This is a genomic window from Streptococcus intermedius SK54 = ATCC 27335 (genome assembly GCF_000413475.1).
Lineage (GTDB): Bacteria > Bacillota > Bacilli > Lactobacillales > Streptococcaceae > Streptococcus > Streptococcus intermedius.
Map to the genome: position 1 here is coordinate 193132 of NZ_ATFK01000001.1, position 25187 is coordinate 218318.

Consider the following 25187-nt stretch of genomic DNA (forward strand, 5'->3'; position numbering starts at 1 on the left):
ATCAATCAGCTATAAGGTGAGAAGAAGGAACTGACGACTTCTTTTGCTCAAACTTGGAATAGAGAGTAAGGAGAACCAATTTCTTTGAAACCGCGACTTACTCACTCTTTTTTTGCGATAGGATAAGAAAGATGTGAATCACCACATCATCCTTTCATCGATATTATATTTAGAAAGTGTGGTGGCCATGCTCCAACAACTTGTTAATGGTCTAATTTTAGGGAGTGTCTATGCTTTGCTCGCTCTCGGCTATACCATGGTTTATGGAATTATCAAACTCATCAATTTCGCTCATGGAGATATTTACATGATGGGTGCTTTTATGGGGTATTTCTTGATAAATTCCCTTCATCTTAATTTTTTCCTTGCCTTAATCTTGGCAATGATTGGGACAGCGGCTTTAGGCGTACTAGTCGAATTTTTGGCTTATCGCCCGTTGAGAAATTCGACTCGAATTGCAGCTTTGATTACTGCAATTGGTGTTTCGTTTTTCTTGGAGTACGTGATGGTGTATTTTGTAGGAGCCAATACTCGTTCGTTCCCCCAAGTGATTGAAACGGTTCGTTATAGTTTTGGACCGATTAGTCTCACCAATATCCAATTAATGATTTTGGCTGTTTCCCTAATTTTAATGGTGTTGTTACAAGTCATCGTTCAAAAAACAAAAATGGGAAAAGCCATGCGGGCAGTTTCGGTCGATAGCGATGCGGCGCAACTAATGGGAATTAATGTCAATCGTACGATTAGTTTCACTTTTGCTTTGGGCTCGGCTTTGGCAGGAGCGGCAGGTGTGCTCATTGCGCTTTATTATAATTCCCTTGAACCATTGATGGGAATGACTCCAGGGCTGAAATCGTTTGTTGCCGCAGTTCTTGGTGGGATTGGCATTATCCCTGGAGCAGCATTAGGAGGCTTTGTCATTGGTTTGTTAGAAACCTTTGCAACAGCCTTTGGTATGTCAGATTTCCGTGATGCGATTGTGTATGGTATTTTAATCTTAATTTTACTCGTTCGTCCTGCAGGGATTCTTGGTAAGAATGTGAAAGAGAAGGTGTAAGCTATGAAGAAGAATTTAAAAATAAATATTTTATGGTTTGTTCTCCTTCTTGCTGGGTATGGGTTGATTACCTTGCTTGCTAGTGCAGGAGTTTTGAATGATTTTTATCTACAAATCTTACAACAAATTGGTATTAACATTATTTTGGCAGTAGGTTTAAATTTGATTGTCGGCTTTTCAGGTCAATTTTCTCTGGGACATGCTGGATTTATGGCAATTGGTGCCTATGCAGCTGCGATTATTGGCTCGAAATCAGCTACTTATCCGGCCTTTTTTGCAGCTATGGTATTAGGAGCGTTGATTGCAGGAGCAGTAGCTTTGATTGTCGGGATTCCTACTCTTCGCTTGAAAGGTGATTATTTAGCGATTGCAACGCTTGGGGTCTCTGAAATCATTCGCATTTTAATCATTAACGGTGGTGATTTGACCAACGGAGCTGCGGGTATCTTGGGTATTCCTGCCTTTACCAATTGGCAAATGGTATATTTCTTTGTAGTTATTACAACTATTTTGACCATCAATTTTTTACGGAGCCCAATTGGACGAGCAACCTTATCAGTTCGTGAAGATGAAATTGCGGCAGAATCTGTAGGAGTCAACACTACTAAAATTAAAGTGGTTGCGTTTGTCTTCGGAGCTATAACAGCTAGTATTGCAGGCTCACTTCAGGCGGGATTTATTGGTTCTGTTGTGCCGAAAGATTATACCTTCATCAATAGTATCAATGTCTTGATTATCGTGGTCTTTGGTGGTCTTGGTTCTATGACAGGCACTATTGTTGCAGCAATTCTCTTAGGTATCTTAAACATGGTGCTACAAAATGTGGCAAGTATTCGTATGATTATTTACTCTCTTGCTTTGATTTTAGTGATGATTTTCCGACCAGGTGGACTTCTTGGTACTTGGGAATTGAACTTCTCACGCTTCTTTAAAAATGATAAGGAGGTCAACTAATGGCGCTTCTTGATGTAAAAAATCTAACAAAAAATTTCGGCGGGCTGACCGCTGTTGGTGATGTAACCTTAGAGCTGAATGATGGGGAATTAGTCGGTCTCATTGGCCCAAACGGTGCAGGAAAAACAACGTTGTTCAACTTGTTAACGGGTGTTTATGAACCAAGTGAGGGAAGCGTGACCTTGGATGGCCATTTGATCAATGGCAAGGCTCCTTATAAGATTGCTTCGTTAGGGCTTAGTCGCACATTCCAAAATATTCGATTATTTAAGGATTTGACAGTGCTAGATAATGTCCTGATTGCTTTTGGAAATCATCACAAAGCACATGTCTTTGCTAGCTTTTTTCGTTTGCCAGCTTTCTATAAAAATGAGGCAGCATTGCGTGAGAAAGCTCTCAAATTACTGAAAATTTTTGACTTAGATGGAGAAGCAGAGACTCTTGCTAAAAATTTAGCTTACGGACAGCAGCGGCTGCTGGAAATTGTGCGTGCTCTAGCAACAGAACCCAAAATTCTCTTTTTAGATGAGCCTGCTGCGGGAATGAATCCGCAGGAAACAGCGGAATTGACAGAGTTAATCCGTCGTATTAAAAATGAATTTCAAATTACAATTATGTTGATTGAGCACGATATGAGCCTCGTCATGGAAGTAACCGAGCGAATCTATGTATTAGAATATGGTCGGTTGATTGCACATGGGACTCCTGATGAGATTAAAAATGATAAACGTGTTATCGAAGCTTATCTGGGAGGTGGAGCCTAATGTCTATGCTAAAAGTTGAGAATCTTTCTGTTCATTATGGCATGATTCAGGCAGTCCGAGATGTCAGTTTTGAAGTCAATGAAGGAGAAGTTGTTTCTCTTATTGGTGCAAATGGTGCTGGAAAAACGACGATTCTTCGGACAATTTCAGGACTGGTTCGTCCAAGTTCAGGGAAAATTGAGTTTTTAGGAAATGAATTTCAAAAAGTTCCTGCTCAGAAAATTGTGGCAGCAGGACTGTCTCAAGTACCAGAAGGACGCCATGTATTCTCAGGTTTGACCGTTATGGAAAATCTGGAAATGGGTGCCTTTCTGAAAACAAATCGTGATGAAAATCAAGCAAATCTAAAGAAAGTTTTTTCACGTTTTCCACGTTTGGAAGAGCGTAAGAATCAAGATGCTGCAACTCTTTCTGGAGGTGAGCAGCAGATGCTTGCCATGGGACGGGCTCTCATGTCTACTCCCAAACTCCTGCTTTTGGATGAGCCCTCAATGGGATTGGCTCCTCTTTTCATCCAAGAAATTTTTGATATTATTCAAGATATTCAAAAGCAAGGTACAACTGTCTTATTGATTGAGCAAAATGCTAATAAAGCGCTCTCGATTGCTGACCGTGGCTACGTTTTAGAAACAGGAAACATTGTCTTGTCTGGTACAGGAAAAGAATTGCTCGCTTCTGATGAAGTTCGTAAAGCTTATCTTGGTGGGTGAAACGAGGAAAAAAGAAGTGGTTTTCTGCTTCTTTTTTAGTCACTAATTTGTTATTGGAAAGCGGAACAATGACTTTGAAAGCGTTTGAAATAAGCTGAAAAATACAGTATAATAGAACTGAAAATTAGAGATAAAGGAGAATTTCCATGGCTGTTAAAGATTTTATGACACGAAAAGTGGTATACATTAGTCCAGATACGACAGTGGCACATGCGGCAGATATCATGCGGGCGCAGGAACTTCATCGACTTCCAGTTATTGAAAATGACCAATTGGTCGGTTTGGTGACTGAAGGAACGATTGCAGAAGCAAGTCCTTCAAAAGCAACAAGTTTGTCTATTTATGAGATGAATTATTTGTTAAACAAGACCAAAATCAAAGATATCATGATTCGTGATGTGGTGACAGTGTCGCAATTCGCTAGCTTGGAAGATGCAACTTATTTAATGTTAAAAAACAAGATTGGAATTTTACCAGTTGTGGATAATCAACAAGTTTATGGTGTCATTACAGATCGTGATGTTTTTAGAGCCTTTCTGGAAATTGCTGGCTATGGAGAAGAAGGAATCCGTGTCCGCTTCATTACAGAAGATGAAGTCGGTGTGTTGGAAAAAATTGTGCATTTGATTGTCGAAGAAAATCTTAATATCTCTAATGCTGTCAATATTCCACGAAAAGATGGGAAAGTTGTTATTGAAGTGCAAATCGATGGCGATATTGATTTGCCAGCTTTGAAAGCAAAATTTGAAGACAAAGACATTCAGGTTGAGGATATAACCCGTACTTCAGCAAAAGCTTTATAGCAAAATAAAAACGCATGGAATCAGTAAAAACTGCTAGCATGCGTTTTTTATAATGAGTGCAAGATTATTTCTGAAGCGGTTGCTTATTGACATCTAAGGTAAAGCCTTCACCAAGGATTTCATGGGCATCTGTAATGGTAATAAAGGCATGCGGATCAACGCTATGAATTACATTTTTCATCGTTTGCATTTCGTTCCGTCCAACGACACAGTAAATGAGTTTTAAGTTGTTTTCACTATAATAACCTTGTCCATTGATGAACGTAACTCCGCGGCTTAGATCTTCATCGATTTTCTTTGCTAACTCTTCTGGATGATTTGTGATCACCATAAATCCTTTACCAGCATAACCGCCTTCACCAATTAAGTCAATCACTCGTGAAGCGATAAAGACAAAAATCAAGGTATAAGTCACTAAGCGAACATCTTTAAAAACAAGTACAGTGAAAATAAGGACACAGAAGTCTACAGTAAACATCAATTTTCCCATAGAGATGTTCGTATACTTGTTAGCAATTCTAGCAATGATGTCCGTACCACCAGTGGTGCCACCAGCATTGAAAACAATTCCTAGTCCAACGCCAGCAATAATCCCGGTTAGGAGCGCTACAATTACGAGATCGCCTTCAAGGTTAATCACGAAAGGAATTTTCTCAAAGATAGCCAGCCAAGCAGAGACTGCAAAGGTCCCTAAGATGCTAGAGTACAATAGCCGTGAGCCAAAGACTTTCCAGGCAATGATGAAAAGAGGAATGTTGATGATGAGATTCATCAGTGAAACAGGAATTTTAAATAGATAGTATGTAATGAGGGTCACCCCAGTCGCGCCCCCTTCATACAAATGATTTGGAATAATCAGATAATTGATTGCAAAAGCAAAAATTCCAGCTCCTAGAATAATCGTCAGATAGTTTTTAAACTTAGACATGATAACCTCCTAATAGTTTCTGTACACTCTATTGTATCAAATCTTGAAAGCTTATGTATCATTTTGAAAAAATTTTTTTAAATTTTTTCAAAATGATTTTTCTGGAGTTTTTTGTTAAAATAGAAAAGAGAAAAAAGAAGAAATGAGTTAATATGTCAAAAGGAATGTTCATCTCTTTAGAAGGGCCAGACGGTGCAGGGAAATCAAGTGTTTTAGAAGCTTTGATTCCTATTTTAGAAACAAAAGGGCAGGCGTTTATCACAACACGTGAGCCTGGTGGAGTAGCAGTTGCGGAGAAAATTCGTGATGTTATTTTGGATCCAAAACATACAGAAATCGATAAAAAAACAGAATTGCTCCTATATATAGCTAGTCGTAGGCAGCATTTAGTGGAGCGCATCGTACCAGCATTGAACCGCGGTGAGCTTGTGTTAGTAGACCGTTTTATTGATAGTTCTGTTGCTTATCAAGGATTTGGCCGGGGATTGAAGGTCGCTGATATCGATTGGCTGAATAATTTTGCGACAGACGGTTGGAAGCCAGATTTGACTCTCTATTTTGATATTGATGTAGAGGAAGGTTTAGCCCGCATTGCTAAGAGTAAGGATAGGGGAGCAGATCGTTTAGATCAAGAAAGTGTGGAATGGCATAAACGAGTCCGTGAAGGATATTTATCTATTCTTGAAAAAGAGCCAAATCGTATGAAAAGGATTGACGCCAGTCAGCCACTTGAAAAAGTAATTTCCGATACGGTAGCAGTGCTAGCAGAGCATGTTGAGAGTCTAAGATGAAAATAGAAGAATTAGCTCAGTTACAGCCAGTCTTGTTTGAGCGTTTTGAACAAATTTTACAGCAGAATCGTCTGAATCATGCTTATCTGTTCACAGGAGCTTTCGGTAGTTTTGAGATGGCTCAATGTTTAGCACAGAGTTTATTTTGTACCAATAAAAATGGTGTCTTACCCTGTGGTGAATGCCGAAATTGTCGCTTGATTGAGGAAGAGGATTTTTCAGATGTGACGGTTGTTCGACCAATCAATAATATTATAAAGACAGAGCGAGTCAGAGAATTGGTACGCAATTTTTCGCAGTCTGGATTTGAGAGCAACAAGCAAGTTTTTATCATTTGTGATGCGGACAAAATGCATATCAATGCGGCTAATTCACTGTTAAAGGTCATCGAAGAGCCGCAAAGTGAAGTGTATATTTTTTTACTGACAGCAGATGAAAACCTTATTTTGCCGACCATTAAAAGTCGAGCGCAGCGATTTTATTTTCCGAAAAATAAAGCATATTTGTTTGAGAAATTAGAACAAGCTGGAGTGATGAAGACGCAAGCAGAATTGTTGACAGTTTACAGTCAGACGAAAGAAGAAGCTATGCGTTTGGCAGCTAGTTCATCATTTTTTGAACTAGTTAATGAATGTGAATGTCTTGTATCTTTTTGCTTGAATCAAAAAGCAATCGCCTATTTGCAGGTTGCGAAGTTAGCTAGTCTGGCTGATGATAAGGAAAAGCAAGGACAGGCTTTGAAGGTGTTGGAAATTTTATTTGCTAAAGAGATGGAAACAGAGTGTGGACGTTATTACTTAGACGGTATATTTACAGCGAGGAAAATGTGGCAAGCAAATGTTAGTTTTCAAAATGCACTCGAATATATGGTGTTACAAGAAAGAATCTGATGTGCTGTATTAGCATAAGAAAATGGTAGTGGGGATGAATAAAAAAGAATTATTTGATGCGCTAGATGAATTTTCTCAAAACCTACTTATTACTTTAGCAGAGGTAGAGGCAATTAAGAAAAATCTGAAAGGCGTAGTAGAAGAAAATGTAGCGCTTCGTTTGGAAAATGATAAATTACGAGAGCGATTGGGCCAAGTGGAGCATATAACAACACCAAAAACAAAAAGAAATCGGGATAATCTGCGTAAATTATACGAAGACGGTTTTCATGTCTGTACGGATTTTTATGGCCAACGCCGTGAAAATGATGCAGAATGCATGTTTTGTGACGAGTTGCTGTTTAGGGAGTAGGCATGCAGATTCAAAAAAGTTTTAAAGATCAGTCGCCTTATGGAAAGCTTTATCTAGTGGCAACTCCGATTGGGAACATGGATGATATGAGCATTCGCATGGTGAATACTCTGAAAGAAGTCGATTATATTGCAGCAGAAGATACCAGAAATACTGGTCTTTTACTTAAACATTTTAGTATTGCGACGAAGCAGATTAGCTTTCACGAGCATAGTGCCAAAGAAAAAATTCCTGATTTGATTCGTTTGCTGAAAAGCGGGCAGGATATTGCTCAGGTTTCGGATGCCGGCTTACCTAGTATTTCTGATCCAGGGCATGATTTCGTCAAGGCTGCTATTGCTGAGGGAATCGCAGTAGTAACTATTCCTGGACCAAGTGCGGGAATTTCAGCTTTGATAGCAAGCGGTCTAGCTCCGCAGCCTCATCTTTTTTATGGATTTTTGCCACGCAAGGTTGGACAACAGAAAGAATTTTTTGAAAGTAAGAAATCTTATCCTGAAACTCAGATTTTTTATGAATCTCCTCATCGGGTCAAAGCTACTTTAGAAAATATGCTCAGTATCTATGGGGATCGTTCTGTAGTACTAGTACGGGAATTAACTAAGATTTATGAGGAATACCAGCGCGGCTTGATTTCGGAAGTGATTGGCTTTATTACGGAAAATCCACTAAAAGGTGAATGTTTGTTAATCGTAGAAGGTTTTAAGGAAGAAGAGATTGAACAGTCAGAAGCGGATTTGTTGGTAGAGATTGAACAGTTAGTAGCAGCGGGGACAAAGAAAAATCAGGCTATCAAACAAGTAGCAAAAAAATACGGTTTGAATAAAAGTTCGCTTTATGCACGGTACCATGAACAAGCGAAATAGTGAGAAAAATCATGATTTTTTACAAACAAATGTATCTCTCCCCTTTAGGAGAAATGTCTCTTGTTGCTAATGAATCAGGTCTTGTTGGAGTTTGGTTTTTACAGCAGAAATATTTTGAACATGGTTTAGAAGAAGGAAACCTGCTTCTGGAAAAAAATGACGTTTTGAAAGAAACGGAACTTTTGCTAGAACATTATTTTAGCGGAGATTGTCCAGATTTTTCGAGTCTTCCTTTAGCTTCTGTTGGGACAAATTTTCAACAACAAGTTTGGGCTTATCTGCAAACTATCCCTTACGGAGAAACAGTTACTTATGGTCAGATAGCAAAGAAGTTAGGAAATCGTTCTGCGCAGGCTGTTGGCGGTGCTGTAGGCAGAAATCCTTTTTCTATCATCGTTCCTTGTCATCGGGTGCTAGGCAGTCAAGGACAACTAACTGGCTATGCTGGGGGGCTGGACAAGAAACAGTGGCTTTTGGAGCATGAAGGCATTGAGCTTAACGAGAAAGATTTAGATAAATGATAAATGGAGGAGAAAATATGTTACGATTTATTGAATATCCAAAATGTTCGACCTGTCGCAAAGCTAAAACTGAATTAAACCAATTGGGTTTGGACTTTGAAGCAGTAGATATTGTCAAGGAAACACCGAGTAAAGAGGAGATTCTAACTTGGATTGAAAATTCTGATTTGTGCCTTAAATCTTTCTTCAACACTAGCGGACTCAAATACCGTGAGTTAGGTTTGAAAGACAAACTATCAGGATTGTCAATTGAGGGAGCCGCAGATCTTCTAGCGGCAGATGGCATGCTCATCAAGCGTCCAATCTTAGAAAAAGATGGGAAAATCCTACAAATAGGCTACCGTAAAGAGTATGCGACATTAGATTTATAGAATAAAAAGGAAGTGAACGGGCAAAATGAATTTCTCTGAAATCATGAGGGCTCTCTCACTTCTTTTTAAACACTATATTTTGGTATCATTTGAGTTCATGTTATAATGTTTTTATACTCTGAAAAAAATCTTTTCAAATTTCGACGGCTTTTATAGTTTCGAGGGTTAGACTATGGGGATGGTAGACGAAGAAGATGAAATGTTTGTCAACTTTATCGTATTCTTTGTCACTGATATCGTCAATTTTACTTCTAACCTTAAGTGTCAGGCCTTTGTCTGTATTAACAGTTTGGTAGTAAGGTAAGTCGGTAGGGAGTCGCGCAGTGAATATCTTTGCGATTTGTTGATTTTCATTAAATTTAGTAAGGAACGAAAAGAGAAAAATGGTTTTATCAAAAAAACGTGCACGAAAGGTGATTGAGGAGATAATTGCTCTATTTCCAGATGCTAAGCCTAGTTTGAATTTTAACAATTATTTTGAATTGCTGGTAGCGGTCATGCTGTCGGCTCAGACGACAGATGCTGCGGTCAATAAGGCAACGCCGGCTTTATTTGAAGCCTATCCAAGTCCTCAAGACATGGCTGCGGCTGGTGAAGCAGACATTGCTAAATACATCTCCCGACTAGGGCTCTATCGCAACAAGGCCAAGTTTTTGAAGAAATGTGCCCAGCAGCTTCTGGATGACTTTGATGGCCAAGTACCACAAACGCGGGCTGAATTGGAAAGTCTAGCTGGTGTTGGTCGCAAGACGGCCAATGTGGTCATGAGTGTGGGCTTTGGTATTCCAGCCTTTGCTGTCGATACCCATGTGGAGCGCATCTGCAAGCACCATGATATCGTTAAAAAGTCGGCAACACCACTGGAAGTAGAAAAGAGGGTCATGGAAGTCCTTCCACCGGAACGTTGGTTGCCAGCTCATCAGGCCATGATTTACTTTGGCCGTGCCATCTGTCATCCCAAAAATCCCGAGTGCGATCACTATCCGCAACTCTATAACTTTAAGGACATATAAAAAGCGAGGTCTGATGACTTCGCTTTCTTATTCACTAAATCTTAAAAAATAACCATCTGGATCCAAAATCGCAAATTCATGAGGGTAAATAAAGCTATCTCCTACTCGAAATTCTCTTTTTGTCAGCGGACGATGAATGGGATAGTCAGCTTCTAGCAGTTTTTGGTGGAGCTGAGGGACATCTTCAATGCCAAAGGAAATATTGACACCGCGCCCGAAAGGATAGGTCAGTTGGGCTAATTCTTCTGCGCTACCTTCTTCTAGCATAAGCTGGCAGTCTTCAAGCGAGAGGAAGAGAAATTTCTCCTCTGGACGCTCGTATTCGACAGAGAATCCCAGTAAGTCGCAGTAAAAGTGGCGTGACTTTTCGATGTTGGATACCACAAATTCGGGGATGACAGCTTGATAGTCCATTCGTTTTCTCCTTAGAGTTCAATCTCCATGACAATCGGTGTGTGGTCTTGGCGCGCACCGGAGTCAATCATATCAGACTTGGTTACCTTGTCAGCCACGCGGTTACTGGTCAGCCAGTAGTCGATTCTCCAGCCTGTATTGTTGATTTTAGAAGTCTTGCTGCGCTGGGCCCACCAAGTGTATTGGTTAGGGATATCGCCGTGCAAATGGCGGAAGGTATCGGTAAAGCCTTTAGCCAGCAAGTTGGTAAAACCGGCACGCTCTTCATCGGTAAAGCCTGGTGAACGGCGGTTGCTGGCTGGATTGGCCAAGTCGATTTCCTTGTGGGCCACATTGTAGTCGCCAGTAGCGAGGACTGGTTTTTGTTCATCTAGTGTTGCCAAGTATTCAGCGTATTTGGCATCCCAGACTTGACGGTCATCCAAGCGTTTGAGGCCATCACCAGCATTAGGCGTATAGACCTGTGTGACAAAGAAACCGTCAAATTCCAGCGTAATGATGCGTCCTTCAACATCCATGGTTGACGGAGCGCCGATTTCAGGGAAGGTTATGGTTGGTGTCAGTTCTTTATTGTAGAGGAACATGGTTCCTGCATAGCCCTTGCGGGCCGGCTCTTGGGAGGAGCGCCAAGTGTTTTCATAGTCTGGGAAAAGATTTGTCAAAATCTCCAAGTGCTTTTTTGTAGGACCTTTAGCAGATAGCTTTGTTTCCTGAATGGCGATAATATCCGCCTTTTCTGCCTGAAGCGTCTGAAGAACAGCCTGAGAGAGCTGAGCGCGGGCAGAATCACTGGTCAATGCAGCGTTGAGAGAGTCAATGTTCCAAGAGATGAGTTTCATACGGATACCTTTTCTAGATTTATTTTTTCTATTGTATCAAAAAATGACTGGCTAGGCGAGTTTGAGGTTGTAAAAAGGATAGTAAGGTGTATAATATTAGTTAAAGGAGATAAAAATGGGTGCATTATTATTGAAAGTCATCTTATTCATATTCTTTATTTGGTACCTTATTAGGTTACTTCGTTTTTGGGGAAAACAATCATCTTTTGAGCCATTTTGGGTACAGAAAGAAATTGGTGTTGGAATTGGGATCAATCCAAGGAACACAGCTGGTTTTTGGGTAATTCTGGCTGTTACACTTTCGGCCCTTATTGCTCTTTCTGCCTTGATAGTCTCTTTCTTTTTATAGAAATCATTTGAAGGTGCAGGACCTTCTTTTTTTATTTAGAAAGTTATCTAAATATCTATTGTATCTTTTGAAAATAAAGCGTATAACTCTATTTAGAAAAGTATCTAAATAGAGTATAGAAGTGATTAAGATGATACAAAGGTCGAGTATCTTTTTCTTTATTGTTTTAGCTTATGACTTAACATGGATTCTTTGGATATGGGTGTGGTGGTATGATGTTGAGCTGGGGACACTGTGAGTCAGATATCTACTATTGCCGCTATGTAGATGACTTCTGGGGAAATAGCAGACCAGTTTGAATTGACAGGGTCCGCTATTCCGTAGATTTCAACATTTTGAGACAGGCAGAGTAATGTGGAAACACGGGAGAAAAACTTCATTTATTATGAACTCAATACGTCTGTGTTGGAGGATATGATGGTGTGGTTAGCAGACTTGAAAGGAAGTAAAAGAGCTGAAAATGAATAAAAAAATATTAGGACTAACAAGTGTTATGATTCTATTGCCTGTGCTTGTGGGTTGTTTCTTTTGGGATCGGCTACCAGAAACGATGGCAACACATTTTGAGCTATCGGGTCAAGCAAGTGGCTTTAGCAGTCGATGGGTAACAGTTTTTGGGCTTCCTAGCTTTTTTGTTTCTCATCCATTAGTTTTGCGTATTTGTAACCAGTAAAGACTCCAAGGCAAACAATATCAGTACGAAGATGCATCGTTTGGAGTATTGGGTTATTCCGTTTATAGATTGCTTCGTTATGACGAGTATCTAGGCACAAACCTATTATTTTGTTAAAAACGAATAGCTTAGAAATATTGAAAAATATCGAAATTTTTTCTATAATAGACCGAGAAAATAGAGGGAGAAAAAATGAAATTTTATTCTTATAATTACGTTTTAAGTCAAATTAACCAACAAAACTGGCTGATGGTCACGCTTTCCGCCTTGCTACTGCTAGTGACAGGTTTTTTTGCTTTTAAGGCTTATCGAAATAAGCGCGATTCGAAATTTCGTGAATTGGCGATTATCTCCATTTTGTCTTTGATTGCTATCGTTCTGATTGGGATTAGTACTTTTCAGACCAATCAAGCCTCTAATAACCAGTTCCAAACTTCTCTTCATTTTATTGAAGTTATTTCAAAAGATTTGGGAGTAGATAAGTCAGAGGTTTATGTCAACACTTCAGCTGCGACGGATGGAGCAATTTTAAAAGTTGGAAAAGATTTTTATCGAGCTATGAGTGGCAGTGAGCCAGATAAGTACTTACTGGAAAAAATTAAATTGCATAAGAAAACAGATATCAAATTAGTGGAGGTTAAAAAATGACATTGAATTTTCTTGAAATCTTGATTAAATTAGCTTTGGGACTATTCTCACTCGTGTTTGTTATCAATGTGACAGGAAAAGGAAATCTGGCACCTAATTCCGCGATTGACCAGATTCAAAATTATGTTCTAGGTGGTATTATTGGTGGGGTGATTTATAATAGCTCTATTAACATTCTTCAGTATGCGATCATCCTCATTATGTGGACGATTTTGGTCTTGACTCTAAAATGGCTCAATAACAATGTCCGGGCAGTCAAGCATTTGATTGATGGTAAACCGACTACCCTGATTCAGCACGGGAAGTTGAGCCCTGAAGCTTGCCGCTCCGTTGGCCTTTCAGCGGCTGATGTGGCTCTGAAGTTGCGTAGTCAAGGAATTTTTCAACTAAAGCAAGTTAAACGAGCAGTCATGGAACAAAACGGTCAGCTTATTGTCGTACAGGCAGGTGAAGAAAATCCGAAATACCCCATTATCACAGACGGTGTTGTCCAGATTGATATTTTAGAGTCTATTGACAAAACAGAAGAATGGTTAATCGAGAGGCTCGCTAAGGAAGGCTATACTGATATTTCTAATATCTTCATCGCAGAATATGAAAGTGGTAACTTGAGCGTTGTGACGTATTAAGGGTATTTTCCTTTTTGAATAGATAAAAGCAAAAAATAGAAAAGGAGATCTTGCTAGGAATCTTGCAGAGAAATCAAGATAAAGGAGCTGTGAAGCTTATTTGAAATAAAAAGGTGAAAAATGAAGCTGCTGTTGAAATTATAGTTAAAAGACAGATAGCATTAAAGATAGCAAAGGAATATTAAAAAATCTTTTTCTAAAATGGTACAAATATAAAAAATAAAGCTCTATCTGACTAGTCCATTCAGATAGAGCTTTTGCTTTTGAGTAAATCAGAATTTTTGTTTGTAATTCTATTCTTGTAAGAACTGTCAACAAAAATCCTTACTGTCGGATAGGACAGTAAGAGAACTCAATCAGGGTTAGAACATTGCTGTTAGTACAGTAATAAGTCCAAATACAATACCTGGAGCATTTGCGGCAGCAAGTGGTAAATCGCGTTCTTTTTTAAACAAACCATAATAAACCCAAAGGCTACAGTTGATTGCAGCTACCAAAGGTTGGATAAAGTTTCCCTTATGTCCAGCTAAATTATCCATAATTTGTGGGATATAAGATACATACATCATAACAGACATGAATGTCGCCACCCAACCTATGATTTTCATTCGTTTTTCATTCATTTCCATAACTCCTCATAAAACGTAGTGTAGAGAACGAAAACTCATTTATAACATACTAAGTTCATATAAAACAAGCCTCATTCAATATTATCATTTTATACTAAGCATAAGATTTAAGCAAGAATAATATACTAATGATTATGAGTACAACGTAAGTCAACTCTATTTTTCATTTAAAAAGCTGTGTAATATGTTATAATAAAGTGTTATCAAAAAAGGTTTCATTCGCCTTGAAAGGATTAAAAAATGACTGAAAAACAACCATTTTATATTACGACACCGATTTATTACCCATCTGGCAAGCTCCATATAGGGAGTGCTTATACGACTGTTGCTTGTGATGTCCTCGCTCGTTACAAGCGTCTCATGGGGTATGATGTTTTTTATTTGACAGGGCTTGATGAGCACGGTCAAAAGATTCAACAAAAAGCAGAAGAAGCGGGCATAACTCCTCAGAAATATGTGGATGGAATGGCAGAAGAAGTAAAAGAACTCTGGGAATTGTTGGATATCTCTTATGATCAATTTATCCGCACAACTGATGACTACCATGAAAAAGTTGTGGCAGATGTCTTTGAACGTCTCTTGTCTCAGGATGATATTTACTTGGGTGAATATTCAGGCTGGTACTCTGTTTCTGATGAAGAATTTTTTACTGAAAGTCAGTTAGAAGAAGTTTTTCGTGATGAATCTGGCAAGGTTATCGGAGGCATTGCCCCATCAGGCCACGAAGTTGAATGGGTGTCAGAAGAATCTTATTTCTTGCGTTTGGGTAAGTACGCTGACCGTTTGGTAGAATTTTTCCATGCACATCCTGATTTTATACAGCCAGATGGTCGTATGAACGAAATCATCAAGAACTTTATTGAGCCCGGTTTAGAAGATTTAGCAGTTTCGCGTACCTCATTTACTTGGGGCGTTAAAGTACCTTCAAATCCTAAGCACGTGGTTTACGTATGGATTGATGCCCTTCTCAACTATGCAACAGCTCTTGGTTACGGTCAAGATGACCATGCCAACTTTGATAAGTTCTGGAATGGTACAGTCTTCCACATGGTTGGGAAAGACATTCTGCGCTTCCACTCCATTTATTGGCCAATCATGCTCATGATGCTTGATTTGAAGATGCCAGAACGTCTGATTGCTCATGGTTGGTTTGTCATGAAGGACGGCAAGATGTCCAAGTCTAAAGGAAATGTCGTTTACCCAGAAATGCTGGTTGAACGCTACGGACTTGATCCGCTCCGCTATTATCTCATGCGTAGTCTTCCAGTTGGTTCTGATGGCACTTTTACGCCAGAAGATTATGTTGGTCGGATCAACTATGAACTTGCCAATGACCTCGGTAACCTCCTCAACCGCACGGTTGCTATGATTAACAAGTATTTTGAAGGTGAAGTTCCAGTTTATGTGGAAAATGTGACGAACTTCGATGCTGATTTGGCAGCAGTAGTTGCTGATAATTTGGCACAATACCACAAACAAATGAATGCTGTGGATTATCCACGCGCCCTTGAAGCGGTTTGGAACATCATTTCGCGTACCAATAAATACATTGATGAAACAGCTCCGTGGGTCTTGGCGAGGGATGACACTAAAACTGATGAGTTAGCAGCAGTTATGGCACATCTGGCGGCTAGCCTCCGTGTGGTGGCTCATCTCATTCAACCATTTATGATGACTACATCAAATGCTATCATGGAACAGCTTGGTTTGGGGGCAGATTTTGACCTAGAAAATCTAAATTTAGCAGGACTGCCAACGGGTATTAAAGTAGTTGCCAAAGGGACACCAATCTTCCCACGTCTTGATATGGACGAAGAAATTGCCTATATCAAAGAGCAGATGGAAAGTGGCAAGCCAGCTATTAAGAAGGAATGGAAGCCAGAAGAAATAGAGCTCATACTCAACCGTAAAGAAATCAAATTTGACGACTTTGATAAGCTGGAAATTCGTGTCGCAGAAGTCAAAGAAGTTTCTAAAGTGGAAGGGAGTGATAAATTACTCCAATTTCGCTTGGATGCTGGAGATGCAGAAAATCGTCAAATCCTCTCTGGGATTGCTAAATACTATCCGAACGAACAAGAGTTAGTTGGTAAGAAGGTACAAATCGTAGCCAATCTTAAGCCACGCAAAATGATGGGACGTATCAGCCAAGGTATGATTCTTTCAGCCGAACATGGTGATCAGTTGACACTTCTGAGTGTTGACCCAAGCGTGCCAAATGGGAGTTTGATTGGGTGATTTAGAAAGAATAATATTAGAATAAAAAATGAATGACGGTCTTACAAATGTGACTAGTCATTCATTTTTTGATTTAATTAGTTAAAGTACTATTCATCTTTATTTAAAAATGAAAATCTCTCCGTCAGGCTCGCCCAATTTCCCCGCATATCGGTCATAAAAGTGGCTGGATTGGATGTTTTAAAATCATCAATCCAAGCTTGGTAACGGATTGAAATGAGGAGCCGAGTTAAGCGGTTCAGCATTTCTTTTTCTTGTTCTGTTAGGGCATGGGCATTTTGGACAATAGTCAGTAATTTTTTGATACTGTTGGGTTGGAAAAAATCATCAATAGATGTAATTTGAGCGTCTAAAATGAGACCGAAAAAGACATCAAAGAAATCTTTTAGATCGTCATCTGGAACAGCATCCACCCATTCTTTTAGAGTTTTGTCTGTCTGAATGCTGTCTGGATTGAGCGTGTTAAGTAAAACAAAGTGCTTATTTTCAATCTGCCAAGAGAAAGTGTCATGCTGGGCAATTCCACCAATGGCTACGCTTTTAACGATGTGAGCTTGTTTAGGCGTTTCCAGCATCATCCCGACGATAGAGCCCTGAGGAATGTAGCGTTTGATTTTTGAAGCAATGCGTTGATAGCCCTCTGTTTCAATAATCGTATGGTTTAATCCTGGAGCATCAAAACTGTAGACTTGCTTGATTCTATCTTGCAAAGCAGGCTCTACTTGGCTGCTAGCATAAGTCGCTAGATTACCACCTTTGGAATGTCCAGTCAAGATAAAGGTGGCTTTTGGAAATGCCTTCATAACCTTTTGAACGTAGTGCACAGCAGTTTGCTGGGCAGGGACATGTTCCATATAAGTCATATGGAAATCTTCCTTCCAGCCGATAATGGAATCATCTGTTCCGCGAAAAGCAATGACATAGGTGTCTAAGTTGATTTTATAAACCATAGCGGCAAATTGCTTTTGCATCTCAAGATCAATATCGTTTATATACCCAAAGAGTTTGAGGTTTTTATAACGCTTCACTATAGCAGCTTGCGTCAAAAGCTTTAAGCGATGTTTGGTATTCATCAGGGAGTTTACTTCAGACATATATTGTGGTACATCAATTAAACGGCTCGCTTTTTGTAGTTCAAGACTGTCCGTGACGATTGTATCGTAGTTTAAGTAAGTAATTTCGGTTAGGAGCAAAAAATCCAGCTCTGTAAAGGGCTGATCATAGATGTTATCGTATTGTATATCTTCTAAATAGTTAAAAATATTTCCCATAGTCATTCTCTTTCGTAGATTTACTGTTAGTATAGCATATTTCATCAAGTCTTTGTTATAATAGAAAGAGGAAAAAGAAGAGAGGGATAGCATGCACAAGATATTATTAGTGGAAGACGATGCCGTCATTCGTCAACAAGTCAAAAAAATGCTGGAACAATGGGGATTTGAGGTGATTGCTGTAGCGGATTTTATGCAGGTGCTGACGATTTTTGTCAAGGAAGAACCGCATCTAGTCCTGATGGATATTGGTCTACCGTTGTTTAATGGTTATCATTGGTGCCAAGAAATTCGCAAGATTTCTAAAGTGCCTATTATGTTTTTATCTTCACGTGATCAGGCGATGGATATTGTCATGGCGATTAACATGGGCGGAGATGATTTTGTCACCAAGCCATTTGACAATAATGTCTTGCTGGCTAAGGTTCAAGGACTCTTGCGTCGTTCGTATGAATTTGGGACAGATCAAAGTTTGTTGGAATACCATGGGGTTATTCTCAATCTCAAGTCCATGGATATGATGTATGATGGAGAAGTGATTACGTTAACGAAAAATGAATTTCAAATTCTGCGTGTGCTATTTGAGCATTCTGGCAGTATTGTTTCGCGTGATGATCTCATGAAAGAACTTTGGAATAGTGATTTCTTTATTGATGATAATACCTTATCTGTGAATGTTGCACGGCTGCGCAAGAAATTAGAAGAAGTCGGTCTCAAGAATTTCATTGAAACAAAGAAAGGTATAGGGTATAGGTTAATCAATGGAACATCAGAATAAGCATCTATTTTTCAAATATTATCTGCGTTCTCGAAAACTTTTATGTTCATTGTTATTTATTTTTTATAGTTTGTTGTTTATTTTTTCTTATCTTTTTGAAGATGAACGCACCGTTTTGCAATATGTTATAATACTCTTGCTTTTGACGAGCTTAATAGGACTCATCTTAGACTTTGTGAAACAATATCAAAATTTTCGTCATGCTGTCTTATATGGTGAAAGCGATGCGTACACTCCTTTAGAAGCATTGCTTACCTCCAAAATTAGAACTTTAGAAAAAGATAAAAAAGAGCTAAAAATACAGCATCAAGAAAAGCAGAGTGATTTACTGGATTATTACACACTTTGGGTGCATCAGATTAAGACACCAATTGCCGCTAGCAAGTTATTGGTACAGGATTTACAGGAGCAAATGCTCAAAAATCAATTGGAGCAAGAGTTGTTTAAGATTGACTCTTATACGAACTTAGTCTTGCAGTATTTGCGGTTAGAAAGCTTCCATGATGACTTGGTCGTAGAGAAAGAAAATATAGGGGATTTAATCAAAGAAGTCGTCAAAAAATATGCGCTTTTCTTTATTCAGCAAGGTCTTAGTTTGAATTTGCATGATTTAAATCACACCGTTATTACAGATAAAAAGTGGTTTCTTGTCATTTTAGAGCAAGTGCTTTCTAATAGTCTCAAATATACGAAGCAAGGTAGCATTGAAATTTTCTTTCAGGAAGATACCTTGTATATGAAAGATACTGGTTTGGGGATTCAAAATTCCGATCTTCTCCGTGTATTTGAGCGAGGTTTTTCTGGTTATAATGGACGTTTGACGCATCAATCTTCAGGATTAGGGCTCTATTTATCTAAGAAAATTGCGGATAAATTGGGCCATGAATTACATTTGCATTCTGTGGTCGGCGAAGGGACAACTGTGATGATTACGTTCAAAGAGAAGAAATTGTTATTTGAATGAATGCAATCTTACAAAATTGTAAGGTTGATATCTAAAAATGAAAGGTTATGTTATGGTAGCAGCCTTTCTTTTTTTGTATCATAAGATTAGAAAATAAACAATGTTTGATAAAGGAGGTAGTCATGAAAACAAAAGGATTGAATGCTTTTCAGCTGAAGCTCTTCATGGCTTTATTAATGGTTTTTGATCATCTTGGGAAAATACCAGGCCTACTGTCTGGTGAATGGGAGGGGATTTTTCATGCTTTGACACGTTGTGTAGCTGTTTGGTTCGCTTTCGCAGCAGTAGAAGGGTTTCGATACACACGGAGTCGCTTGCTTTACAATCTGCGTCTCTTTTTCTGGGCAATGATCATGTTTGTTGGAAATACTATTCTCAATCTGCTATTTCAGTCTAAAGGAATTCAGATCTACAATAATATTTTCCTAACGTTAGCTTGCGGTGTACTTGCGCTAATTCTCTTTTTTGGAATTTCGCCCAATGACGACCCAATTAACATTAAACGGCAGCCCATCCGCTTTATCTTAGGACTTGTCGTTTGCTTATTAGCTGGCTTTGTAACGGAGGGTGGTCTACCTATCATTCCATTTATGCTGATTACGTATATCTGTCGAGAAAAGAAAAAGTTACGAAATCTTCTATATGGTATTTTAGCAGTAATCTTATTTTGTATGAGCATTCAGATTTATCCGACATGGGTTACAACCCTCTCAATGATGCTTTATAATTCGGATTGGCTCTTTATTACAGTGCTGCCATTCATTTCGCTCTATAATGGTGAGCGCGGTTCTGTGACTAAGTGGAGTAAGTATTTCTTTTATATTTTTTATCCTGCTCATTTGTGGTTAATTACATGTATTGCTTATCTTGTCCAAAAATGAGAAAATTATGATGGAAATAATGATTTAGCAGCGAGTAATTTGTTATAAACAAAGTCATCTCAAAAAGGAAGAACAAGATGATATCTGTTAAAATTTTTTGAAACAAGCTAAAAATTGCTTCAGTAGAGCGATAAAGACATTGAAAAAGTACAATTTGGCTACGAAGTGAGTCAATTAGTATAACATTTATATTTTGGATTTCAAAGAGGAGCAAACGATGACATTATTAGATGTACAACATGTAAAGAAAATTTATAAAACACGCTTTCAAGGAAATCAAGTGGAAGCACTGAAGGATATTCATTTTACAGTAGATGAGGGTGACTATGTAGCGATTATGGGTGAGTCTGGGTCTGGAAAATCTACCTTACTCAACATTCTAGCCATGCTGGATAAGCCAACTGAAGGACGTGTCTTTCTCAACGGTACTGATACAGCGACGATTAAAAACAGTCAAGCTTCTAGCTTCCGTCGGGAGAAATTAGGTTTCGTCTTTCAAGATTTTAACTTGTTAGACACACTGTCAGTCAAGGACAATATTCTCTTGCCACTCGTCCTATCGCGCCGTCCCATCACGGAAATGATGCAAAAGCTGGTCACAATTTGTAACGAATTGGGAATTAACCAACTGCAAGAAAAATTTCCCTATGAAATCTCAGGTGGTCAAAAACAACGGGTGGCAGTAGCACGTGCTATTATCAGTAATCCAGAAATTCTGTTAGCAGATGAACCAACTGGAGCGTTGGATTCTAAGTCTTCTGCGGCTCTTTTAGATGTCTTTGATGACATCAATGATCGTGGTCAAACGATACTTATGGTGACGCATTCGACCTCTGCAGCAAGTCGTGCTAAGCGGGTACTTTTCATTAAGGATGGTATTTTGTATAACCAAATTTTCCGAGGCGACAAGACGGAGCGGCAGATGTTCCAAGAGATTTCTGATACCTTAACGATCATGGCAAGCGAGGTGAATGATTATGTTCAAACTAACGAATAGATTAGCCATCTCAAATCTGGTAAAAAACCGTAGTTTATATTATCCATTTGCGTTAGCAACGATTGTAGCAACAGCAATTTTATATAGCTTTGTATCACTTGCTCACAGTCCAAACTTAGAAGCTACTTACGGTGGTACTGCGGCTCGTATGACTCTACAATTTGGTATCTCAGTCATTCAAATTGCAGTTCTTATCTTGATTACTTATGCCAATAGCTTTGTCATGAAAAATCGTTCCAAAGAGTTAGGATTATACAGCATTTTAGGAATGGAGAAACGTCATTTGTTGCTGATGACTTTCTTTGAAATGTTTTATTTCTCTCTAGTGACTATTGGACTTGGACTTGCTTTGGGTCTCCTTTTAGACAAAATCCTTTTTGCCGTTTTACTCAAATTCATGGGAATGAAAGTAGTCATTGCCTCGACCTTCCAATGGTTGAATGTCTTTATTGTTCTAGCCAGTCTAGGTCTTGCCTTTGCGTTGATTCTATTTTTAAATTCCACGCGTCTGCTTCGATACAGCTCGCTTCATTTGATGAAAGAAAAGAAGGCTGGAGAGAAGAAAGGACGATTTCTTGGTTTGCAGACACTTTTAGGACTTGGACTTCTTGCTGTGGCTTATTATATTGCGCTCACAGTTGAGAAACCAGTTGCTGCGATTTTTAATTTTTTTATCGCAGTTCTCATGGTTGTTTTAGCAACCTATCTTCTCTTTAATGCAGGAACGATTACGCTTTTGCAATTCTTAAAGAAACGAAAGAGATACTATTACAAAATACAAAATTTTATTTCTGTTTCGAATTTGATTTCTCGTATGCGTAAAAATGCTGCAGGTCTGGCTACAATTTCTATCCTTTCAACTATGCTGTTAGTAACCTTGGTTGGCTCTATTAATATCTATGTGGGTGGGAAAGATTATATGACTTCTTTGCATCCAAAGGATTATAATATTTCAATTACAAGTAGAACGATGGTTAAAAATGCTGCAATTTTACAGGCAGTAAAAGACGTAGTGCACAAAAAAGGGATACGCGATGCTAAGTATGAAGATTATAGTTATCAAATCTCTTCTATTTCAAAAATCAATGGCAATCAGCTAACGATTCCTGAAAATACAGCTAGATTAAATGTAGAAGAAGCTCAAAAATCAATGGCTACTTTCCTTGTCATTAGCTCTCAAGAGTATGAAAAAATGACTGGGAGAAAGGTTAATTTAACGGATAATGAAACGCTTCTTTATACCAAAAATCTTCAAATCAATCAAAAACAAGATCTGACCATCAATGGGAAATCGTGGAAGATCAAAGAGCGTTTGACAACAGATTTTGCACATGGAAAGATTGCCAATGCATCCAGTATGGTATCGCAAAAAATGATGTATCTGGTTGTCAATCAACCAAGTCAAGTGGGTTTGAAAGACGGTTACACGTATTTTATTGGTATTCAATCGGCTAATAAAAAGGTTAATCTGCAAGAGAGTATTTTTAATGCTCTTCATAATCAGCAAGGGAAAGAAAGTAAAATTATCAGTGTTTCTGAACGTTATCACATTGAAAAAGAATATCAGGGTGTGATTGGGACTCTTCTCTTTATCGGAATTTTCCTTTCTACGATTTTCCTACTTGGGACAGTTCTTGTGATTTATTACAAACAAATTTCAGAAGGTTATGAAGATCGTGAAGGCTTTATCGTTCTGCAAAAAGTTGGACTGGATGAAAAGCAAACGAAGGCAACGATTCGAAAGCAAATCGTAACAGTTTTCTTCTTACCACTTATTTTTGCCTTTCTTCATATCGCTGTTGCTTTTCATATGTTGCAGCTGATTGTAGCTCTCTTAGGTGCAACAAATGTAGCACTTTTAATCCGAACTACAATAATTACTTGTGGCATCTTCTTGCTTGTCTATATTCTTGTTTTCACATTAACATCTAGAAGTTATCGAAAAATCATAGCAAGATAAGCGTTTTAAACCATTCGTCTTTTGACGAGTGGTTTTATCTTGCAATTTTGACCTCTTATCTATTTCAGAGAACCTCTTATCTACAAATGCGAGATTTTTTTAAAACTGAGGAGTATGATAAGCTTATAAAGTTTATTGGAGGAATGTTATGATATTAGAAACACGACATCTTAGTAAAATTTATGGTAACAAGAGAGCTGTTCATGATCTGAATCTTCAGATTGAAGCAGGAAGTTTTACGGCTATTTTAGGGCCAAATGGTGCTGGAAAGTCCACAACAATTCAAATGTTAACCAGACTTTTACAACCTACAACAGGAGAGATCTTGTATAATAGTAACATTAAATTAGGCGTTGTTTTCCAAAATAGCGTTTTGGATGATATGCTAACAGTACGAGAAAATTTAGACATTAGGGCAGGTCAATATAATAGGATTGACAAAGGAAAAGTTGATAGTTTAATTGAGCAATTAGGGTTGAAAAAATTTTCAACACAATTATATGGGACTTTATCAGGTGGGCAAAAGCGACGAGTAGATATCGCACGTGCTTTATTGAATAACCCAGATGTTCTCTTTCTTGATGAACCAACTACAGGTTTAGATATTCAAACCAGAAAGGTTATATGGGACTTGATACATCACTTACAAATGAAAGAAAAAATGACTGTTATCTTAACTACTCATTATTTAGATGAAGCTGATGATGCGGATATGATTTATATTGTGGATTATGGGCAAGTCATTGCCAAAGGCTCTGCTGACCAAATTAAGGAACAATACGCCCAGAATTTTCTGAAGGTATTTGTGACGAATTCTGCTGACTTTAAAGAAATTATGGAAGGAAATATTTCTTTTGAGGAAGTCAGACCAAATGAATTTTTGATACATCCAGAAACGACAGGAATGGCTTTAGGACTTCTAACACGTGGTCGTTCTTTTATTCGGCAATTTGAATTTCGCCCAGGAACAATGGATGACGCATTTATGGCATTAACAGGAAGAGAGGTACGTTAACATGATGATGCTAATGAAAAGAAATATTTTGCTCTATTTTCGTAATCGTAGTGGGGTAATTTTATCGCTTCTTGGAGCTATGATTTCCTTTATTTTGTATTTAGTCTTTTTAAAAGTAAATATCAAGGATTCATGGAGTCAGGTCCCTCATAGCAATCAATTGTTGGATTCGTGGCTCATTGGTGGGACACTTGCTATTACAGGATTGACCACGACATTTTCCAGTTTCTCTCAACTAGCAAAAGATAGAGAAAGCAAAGTAACACAAGATTTGATTCTGACAGACTTGGGACGTTGGGGCTTGTCTATCAGTTACCTTCTGAGTACGACCTTTATTGGATTTTTGATGCAAATCATTATGTTTGCTGTCATGGAAGGCTACTTTATCTGGGAAGATCAGATTATCTTTGATTGGACTTTGCTGCCTCAGATTCTCCTTATTATGGTGCTCAATGCACTCTTATGTTCTATTTTTAATGGTATTCTTGTGAATCGTTTCAAATCAGTAGATACGCTTGGAAAGTTAGCAACAATTATCGGAGCTGCTTCTGGCTTCTTAGTTGGAACTTACATTCCAATAGGAGTTCTGCCATCGTTTGCTCAAATGATTATGAAATGTACCCCCTCTACTTATGTTGCGTCTCTCTTTAGGCAAGTAATGATGAAAGATAACTTAGCCACTACTTTTCATCATAATACAGCAGCGCAAGATTATTTTAAAAAGATGATGGGGATTCAATTAAAATGGGACTCTCTATTGACAATAAAAGAAACATGCTATATAGTTGTAATAGTTTTAGTTGCTTTGCTTTTTATTTGGATAATCCAACAGATTGCTATCAATCGGTGGACTAAAACTGCTTAAATTGATGGAAAGTTAGA

The 25187-nt window shown here is 38.4% G+C and carries 28 protein-coding genes and 2 pseudogenes; 25 read left to right on the forward strand and 5 right to left on the reverse strand.

The annotated features are described in order from the left end of the window. The first annotated feature begins 187 nt into the window (after positions 1-187). From HMPREF1654_RS00940 to HMPREF1654_RS00960, 5 genes are all read left to right on the forward strand, one after another. Positions 188-1057 carry a branched-chain amino acid ABC transporter permease gene (locus HMPREF1654_RS00940; protein WP_003043257.1) on the forward strand — a complete coding sequence of 290 codons (870 nt, stop codon included), beginning with the start codon at positions 188-190 and terminating at the stop codon, positions 1055-1057. A 3-nt stretch (positions 1058-1060) separates the two neighbouring features. Then, the gene (locus tag HMPREF1654_RS00945) at positions 1061-2011 is read left to right on the forward strand and encodes a branched-chain amino acid ABC transporter permease (RefSeq protein WP_003078202.1); all 951 of its coding nucleotides are present in this window, start codon (positions 1061-1063) and stop codon (positions 2009-2011) included. Then, positions 2011-2775, forward strand: a complete 765-nt coding sequence (locus HMPREF1654_RS00950) for an ABC transporter ATP-binding protein (RefSeq protein ID WP_003078178.1) — start codon at positions 2011-2013, stop codon at positions 2773-2775. Before HMPREF1654_RS00945 ends, HMPREF1654_RS00950 begins: the two co-directional genes overlap by 1 nt. Next, on the forward strand, positions 2775-3485 hold the full coding sequence (locus HMPREF1654_RS00955; protein ID WP_003078197.1) for an ABC transporter ATP-binding protein: 711 nt from the start codon (positions 2775-2777) through the stop codon (positions 3483-3485). The genes HMPREF1654_RS00950 and HMPREF1654_RS00955 overlap by 1 nt, the downstream gene beginning before the upstream one ends. Positions 3486-3631: 146 nt before the next feature. Next, positions 3632-4288, forward strand: a complete 657-nt coding sequence (locus tag HMPREF1654_RS00960) for a CBS domain-containing protein (RefSeq protein ID WP_003078187.1) — start codon at positions 3632-3634, stop codon at positions 4286-4288. Positions 4289-4352: 64 nt separating this feature from the next. Here the strand turns inward: HMPREF1654_RS00960 and HMPREF1654_RS00965 are convergent, their stop codons facing one another. Beyond that, positions 4353-5216: a YitT family protein gene (locus tag HMPREF1654_RS00965; protein WP_003078147.1), complete on the reverse strand. Its 864-nt coding sequence runs from the start codon at positions 5214-5216 to the stop codon at positions 4353-4355. A 152-nt stretch (positions 5217-5368) separates the two neighbouring features. Between HMPREF1654_RS00965 and tmk the strand changes: the two genes are divergently transcribed. From tmk to nth, 7 genes are all read left to right on the forward strand, one after another. Continuing rightward, positions 5369-6007 carry a dTMP kinase gene (gene tmk / locus HMPREF1654_RS00970; protein ID WP_003078145.1) on the forward strand — a complete coding sequence of 213 codons (639 nt, stop codon included), beginning with the start codon at positions 5369-5371 and terminating at the stop codon, positions 6005-6007. After that, complete coding sequence (locus HMPREF1654_RS00975) at positions 6004-6897, forward strand: DNA polymerase III subunit delta' (protein ID WP_003078169.1); 894 nt, start codon at positions 6004-6006, stop codon at positions 6895-6897. Before tmk ends, HMPREF1654_RS00975 begins: the two co-directional genes overlap by 4 nt. Positions 6898-6931: 34 nt before the next feature. Further along, positions 6932-7249 (forward strand): DNA replication initiation control protein YabA, encoded by a 318-nt coding sequence (gene yabA / locus HMPREF1654_RS00980; protein WP_003078181.1) that lies wholly within the window; start codon positions 6932-6934, stop codon positions 7247-7249. A 2-nt stretch (positions 7250-7251) separates the two neighbouring features. After that, on the forward strand, positions 7252-8115 hold the full coding sequence (gene rsmI, locus HMPREF1654_RS00985; protein WP_003078138.1) for a 16S rRNA (cytidine(1402)-2'-O)-methyltransferase: 864 nt from the start codon (positions 7252-7254) through the stop codon (positions 8113-8115). An 11-nt stretch (positions 8116-8126) separates the two neighbouring features. Next, positions 8127-8636: a methylated-DNA--[protein]-cysteine S-methyltransferase gene (locus HMPREF1654_RS00990; RefSeq protein ID WP_003078172.1), complete on the forward strand. Its 510-nt coding sequence runs from the start codon at positions 8127-8129 to the stop codon at positions 8634-8636. Positions 8637-8653: 17 nt separating this feature from the next. Beyond that, positions 8654-9007 carry an arsenate reductase family protein gene (locus HMPREF1654_RS00995; RefSeq protein ID WP_003073487.1) on the forward strand — a complete coding sequence of 118 codons (354 nt, stop codon included), beginning with the start codon at positions 8654-8656 and terminating at the stop codon, positions 9005-9007. Between the two features lie 383 nt (positions 9008-9390). After that, entirely contained in the window at positions 9391-10020 is a 630-nt protein-coding gene (gene nth / locus HMPREF1654_RS01000) for an endonuclease III (RefSeq protein ID WP_003078163.1), read from the forward strand. A 27-nt stretch (positions 10021-10047) separates the two neighbouring features. On the opposite strand, the gene HMPREF1654_RS01005 is transcribed toward nth, so the two are convergent. Together HMPREF1654_RS01005 and HMPREF1654_RS01010 are read right to left on the reverse strand one after the other, a co-directional pair. Further along, a complete protein-coding gene (locus tag HMPREF1654_RS01005; RefSeq protein WP_003073479.1) occupies positions 10048-10434 on the reverse strand; it encodes a bleomycin resistance protein in 387 nt (128 codons plus the stop codon). A gap of 11 nt (positions 10435-10445) precedes the next feature. Beyond that, the gene (locus HMPREF1654_RS01010; protein ID WP_003073477.1) at positions 10446-11273 is read right to left on the reverse strand and encodes an exodeoxyribonuclease III; all 828 of its coding nucleotides are present in this window, start codon (positions 11271-11273) and stop codon (positions 10446-10448) included. Between the two features lie 115 nt (positions 11274-11388). On the opposite strand from HMPREF1654_RS01010, the gene HMPREF1654_RS01015 reads away from it, so the two are divergent. The 5 genes and pseudogenes from HMPREF1654_RS01015 (at position 11389) to HMPREF1654_RS01035 (ending at position 13572) form a co-directional block, all read left to right on the forward strand. Continuing rightward, positions 11389-11622 carry a hypothetical protein gene (locus tag HMPREF1654_RS01015; RefSeq protein WP_003078205.1) on the forward strand — a complete coding sequence of 78 codons (234 nt, stop codon included), beginning with the start codon at positions 11389-11391 and terminating at the stop codon, positions 11620-11622. 267 nt (positions 11623-11889) lie between these two features. Beyond that, a pseudogene (locus HMPREF1654_RS10145) lies at positions 11890-12090 on the forward strand (transcriptional regulator). Further along, positions 12077-12386 (forward strand): annotated as a pseudogene (locus tag HMPREF1654_RS01025) (DUF1648 domain-containing protein); the annotation flags it as partial. The pseudogenes HMPREF1654_RS10145 and HMPREF1654_RS01025, both read left to right, overlap by 14 nt. 101 nt (positions 12387-12487) lie before the next feature. Further along, positions 12488-12943, forward strand: a complete 456-nt coding sequence (locus tag HMPREF1654_RS01030) for a DUF3290 family protein (RefSeq protein WP_003078142.1) — start codon at positions 12488-12490, stop codon at positions 12941-12943. Beyond that, positions 12940-13572: a DUF421 domain-containing protein gene (locus HMPREF1654_RS01035; RefSeq protein ID WP_003028311.1), complete on the forward strand. Its 633-nt coding sequence runs from the start codon at positions 12940-12942 to the stop codon at positions 13570-13572. Before HMPREF1654_RS01030 ends, HMPREF1654_RS01035 begins: the two co-directional genes overlap by 4 nt. A gap of 362 nt (positions 13573-13934) precedes the next feature. Here HMPREF1654_RS01035 and HMPREF1654_RS01040 read toward each other — a convergent pair whose 3' ends face one another. After that, positions 13935-14195 carry a SemiSWEET family transporter gene (locus HMPREF1654_RS01040; RefSeq protein WP_003043441.1) on the reverse strand — a complete coding sequence of 87 codons (261 nt, stop codon included), beginning with the start codon at positions 14193-14195 and terminating at the stop codon, positions 13935-13937. Between the two features lie 246 nt (positions 14196-14441). Here HMPREF1654_RS01040 and metG point away from each other — a divergent pair, with 246 nt between their 5' ends. Then, positions 14442-16439: a methionine--tRNA ligase gene (metG, locus tag HMPREF1654_RS01045; protein WP_003078166.1), complete on the forward strand. Its 1998-nt coding sequence runs from the start codon at positions 14442-14444 to the stop codon at positions 16437-16439. A gap of 89 nt (positions 16440-16528) precedes the next feature. On the opposite strand, the gene HMPREF1654_RS01050 is transcribed toward metG, so the two are convergent. Further along, on the reverse strand, positions 16529-17710 hold the full coding sequence (locus tag HMPREF1654_RS01050; RefSeq protein WP_003078207.1) for a DUF2974 domain-containing protein: 1182 nt from the start codon (positions 17708-17710) through the stop codon (positions 16529-16531). Between the two features lie 91 nt (positions 17711-17801). Here HMPREF1654_RS01050 and HMPREF1654_RS01055 point away from each other — a divergent pair, with 91 nt between their 5' ends. From HMPREF1654_RS01055 to HMPREF1654_RS01085, 7 genes are all read left to right on the forward strand, one after another. Further along, a complete protein-coding gene (locus HMPREF1654_RS01055; protein ID WP_003078190.1) occupies positions 17802-18488 on the forward strand; it encodes a response regulator transcription factor in 687 nt (228 codons plus the stop codon). Continuing rightward, entirely contained in the window at positions 18472-19452 is a 981-nt protein-coding gene (locus HMPREF1654_RS01060; protein WP_003078184.1) for a sensor histidine kinase, read from the forward strand. The genes HMPREF1654_RS01055 and HMPREF1654_RS01060 overlap by 17 nt, the downstream gene beginning before the upstream one ends. Before the next feature lie 122 nt (positions 19453-19574). After that, a complete protein-coding gene (locus HMPREF1654_RS01065; protein WP_003078156.1) occupies positions 19575-20333 on the forward strand; it encodes a TraX family protein in 759 nt (252 codons plus the stop codon). Positions 20334-20550: 217 nt separating this feature from the next. Next, positions 20551-21330, forward strand: a complete 780-nt coding sequence (locus HMPREF1654_RS01070) for an ABC transporter ATP-binding protein (RefSeq protein ID WP_009568230.1) — start codon at positions 20551-20553, stop codon at positions 21328-21330. Next, the gene (locus tag HMPREF1654_RS01075) at positions 21311-23290 is read left to right on the forward strand and encodes an FtsX-like permease family protein (RefSeq protein WP_003077109.1); all 1980 of its coding nucleotides are present in this window, start codon (positions 21311-21313) and stop codon (positions 23288-23290) included. Before HMPREF1654_RS01070 ends, HMPREF1654_RS01075 begins: the two co-directional genes overlap by 20 nt. Positions 23291-23438: 148 nt before the next feature. Further along, complete coding sequence (locus tag HMPREF1654_RS01080) at positions 23439-24305, forward strand: ABC transporter ATP-binding protein (protein WP_003077113.1); 867 nt, start codon at positions 23439-23441, stop codon at positions 24303-24305. 1 nt (position 24306) lies between these two features. Beyond that, positions 24307-25170: an ABC transporter permease gene (locus tag HMPREF1654_RS01085; protein ID WP_003073448.1), complete on the forward strand. Its 864-nt coding sequence runs from the start codon at positions 24307-24309 to the stop codon at positions 25168-25170. The last annotated feature ends 17 nt before the right edge of the window (positions 25171-25187 follow it).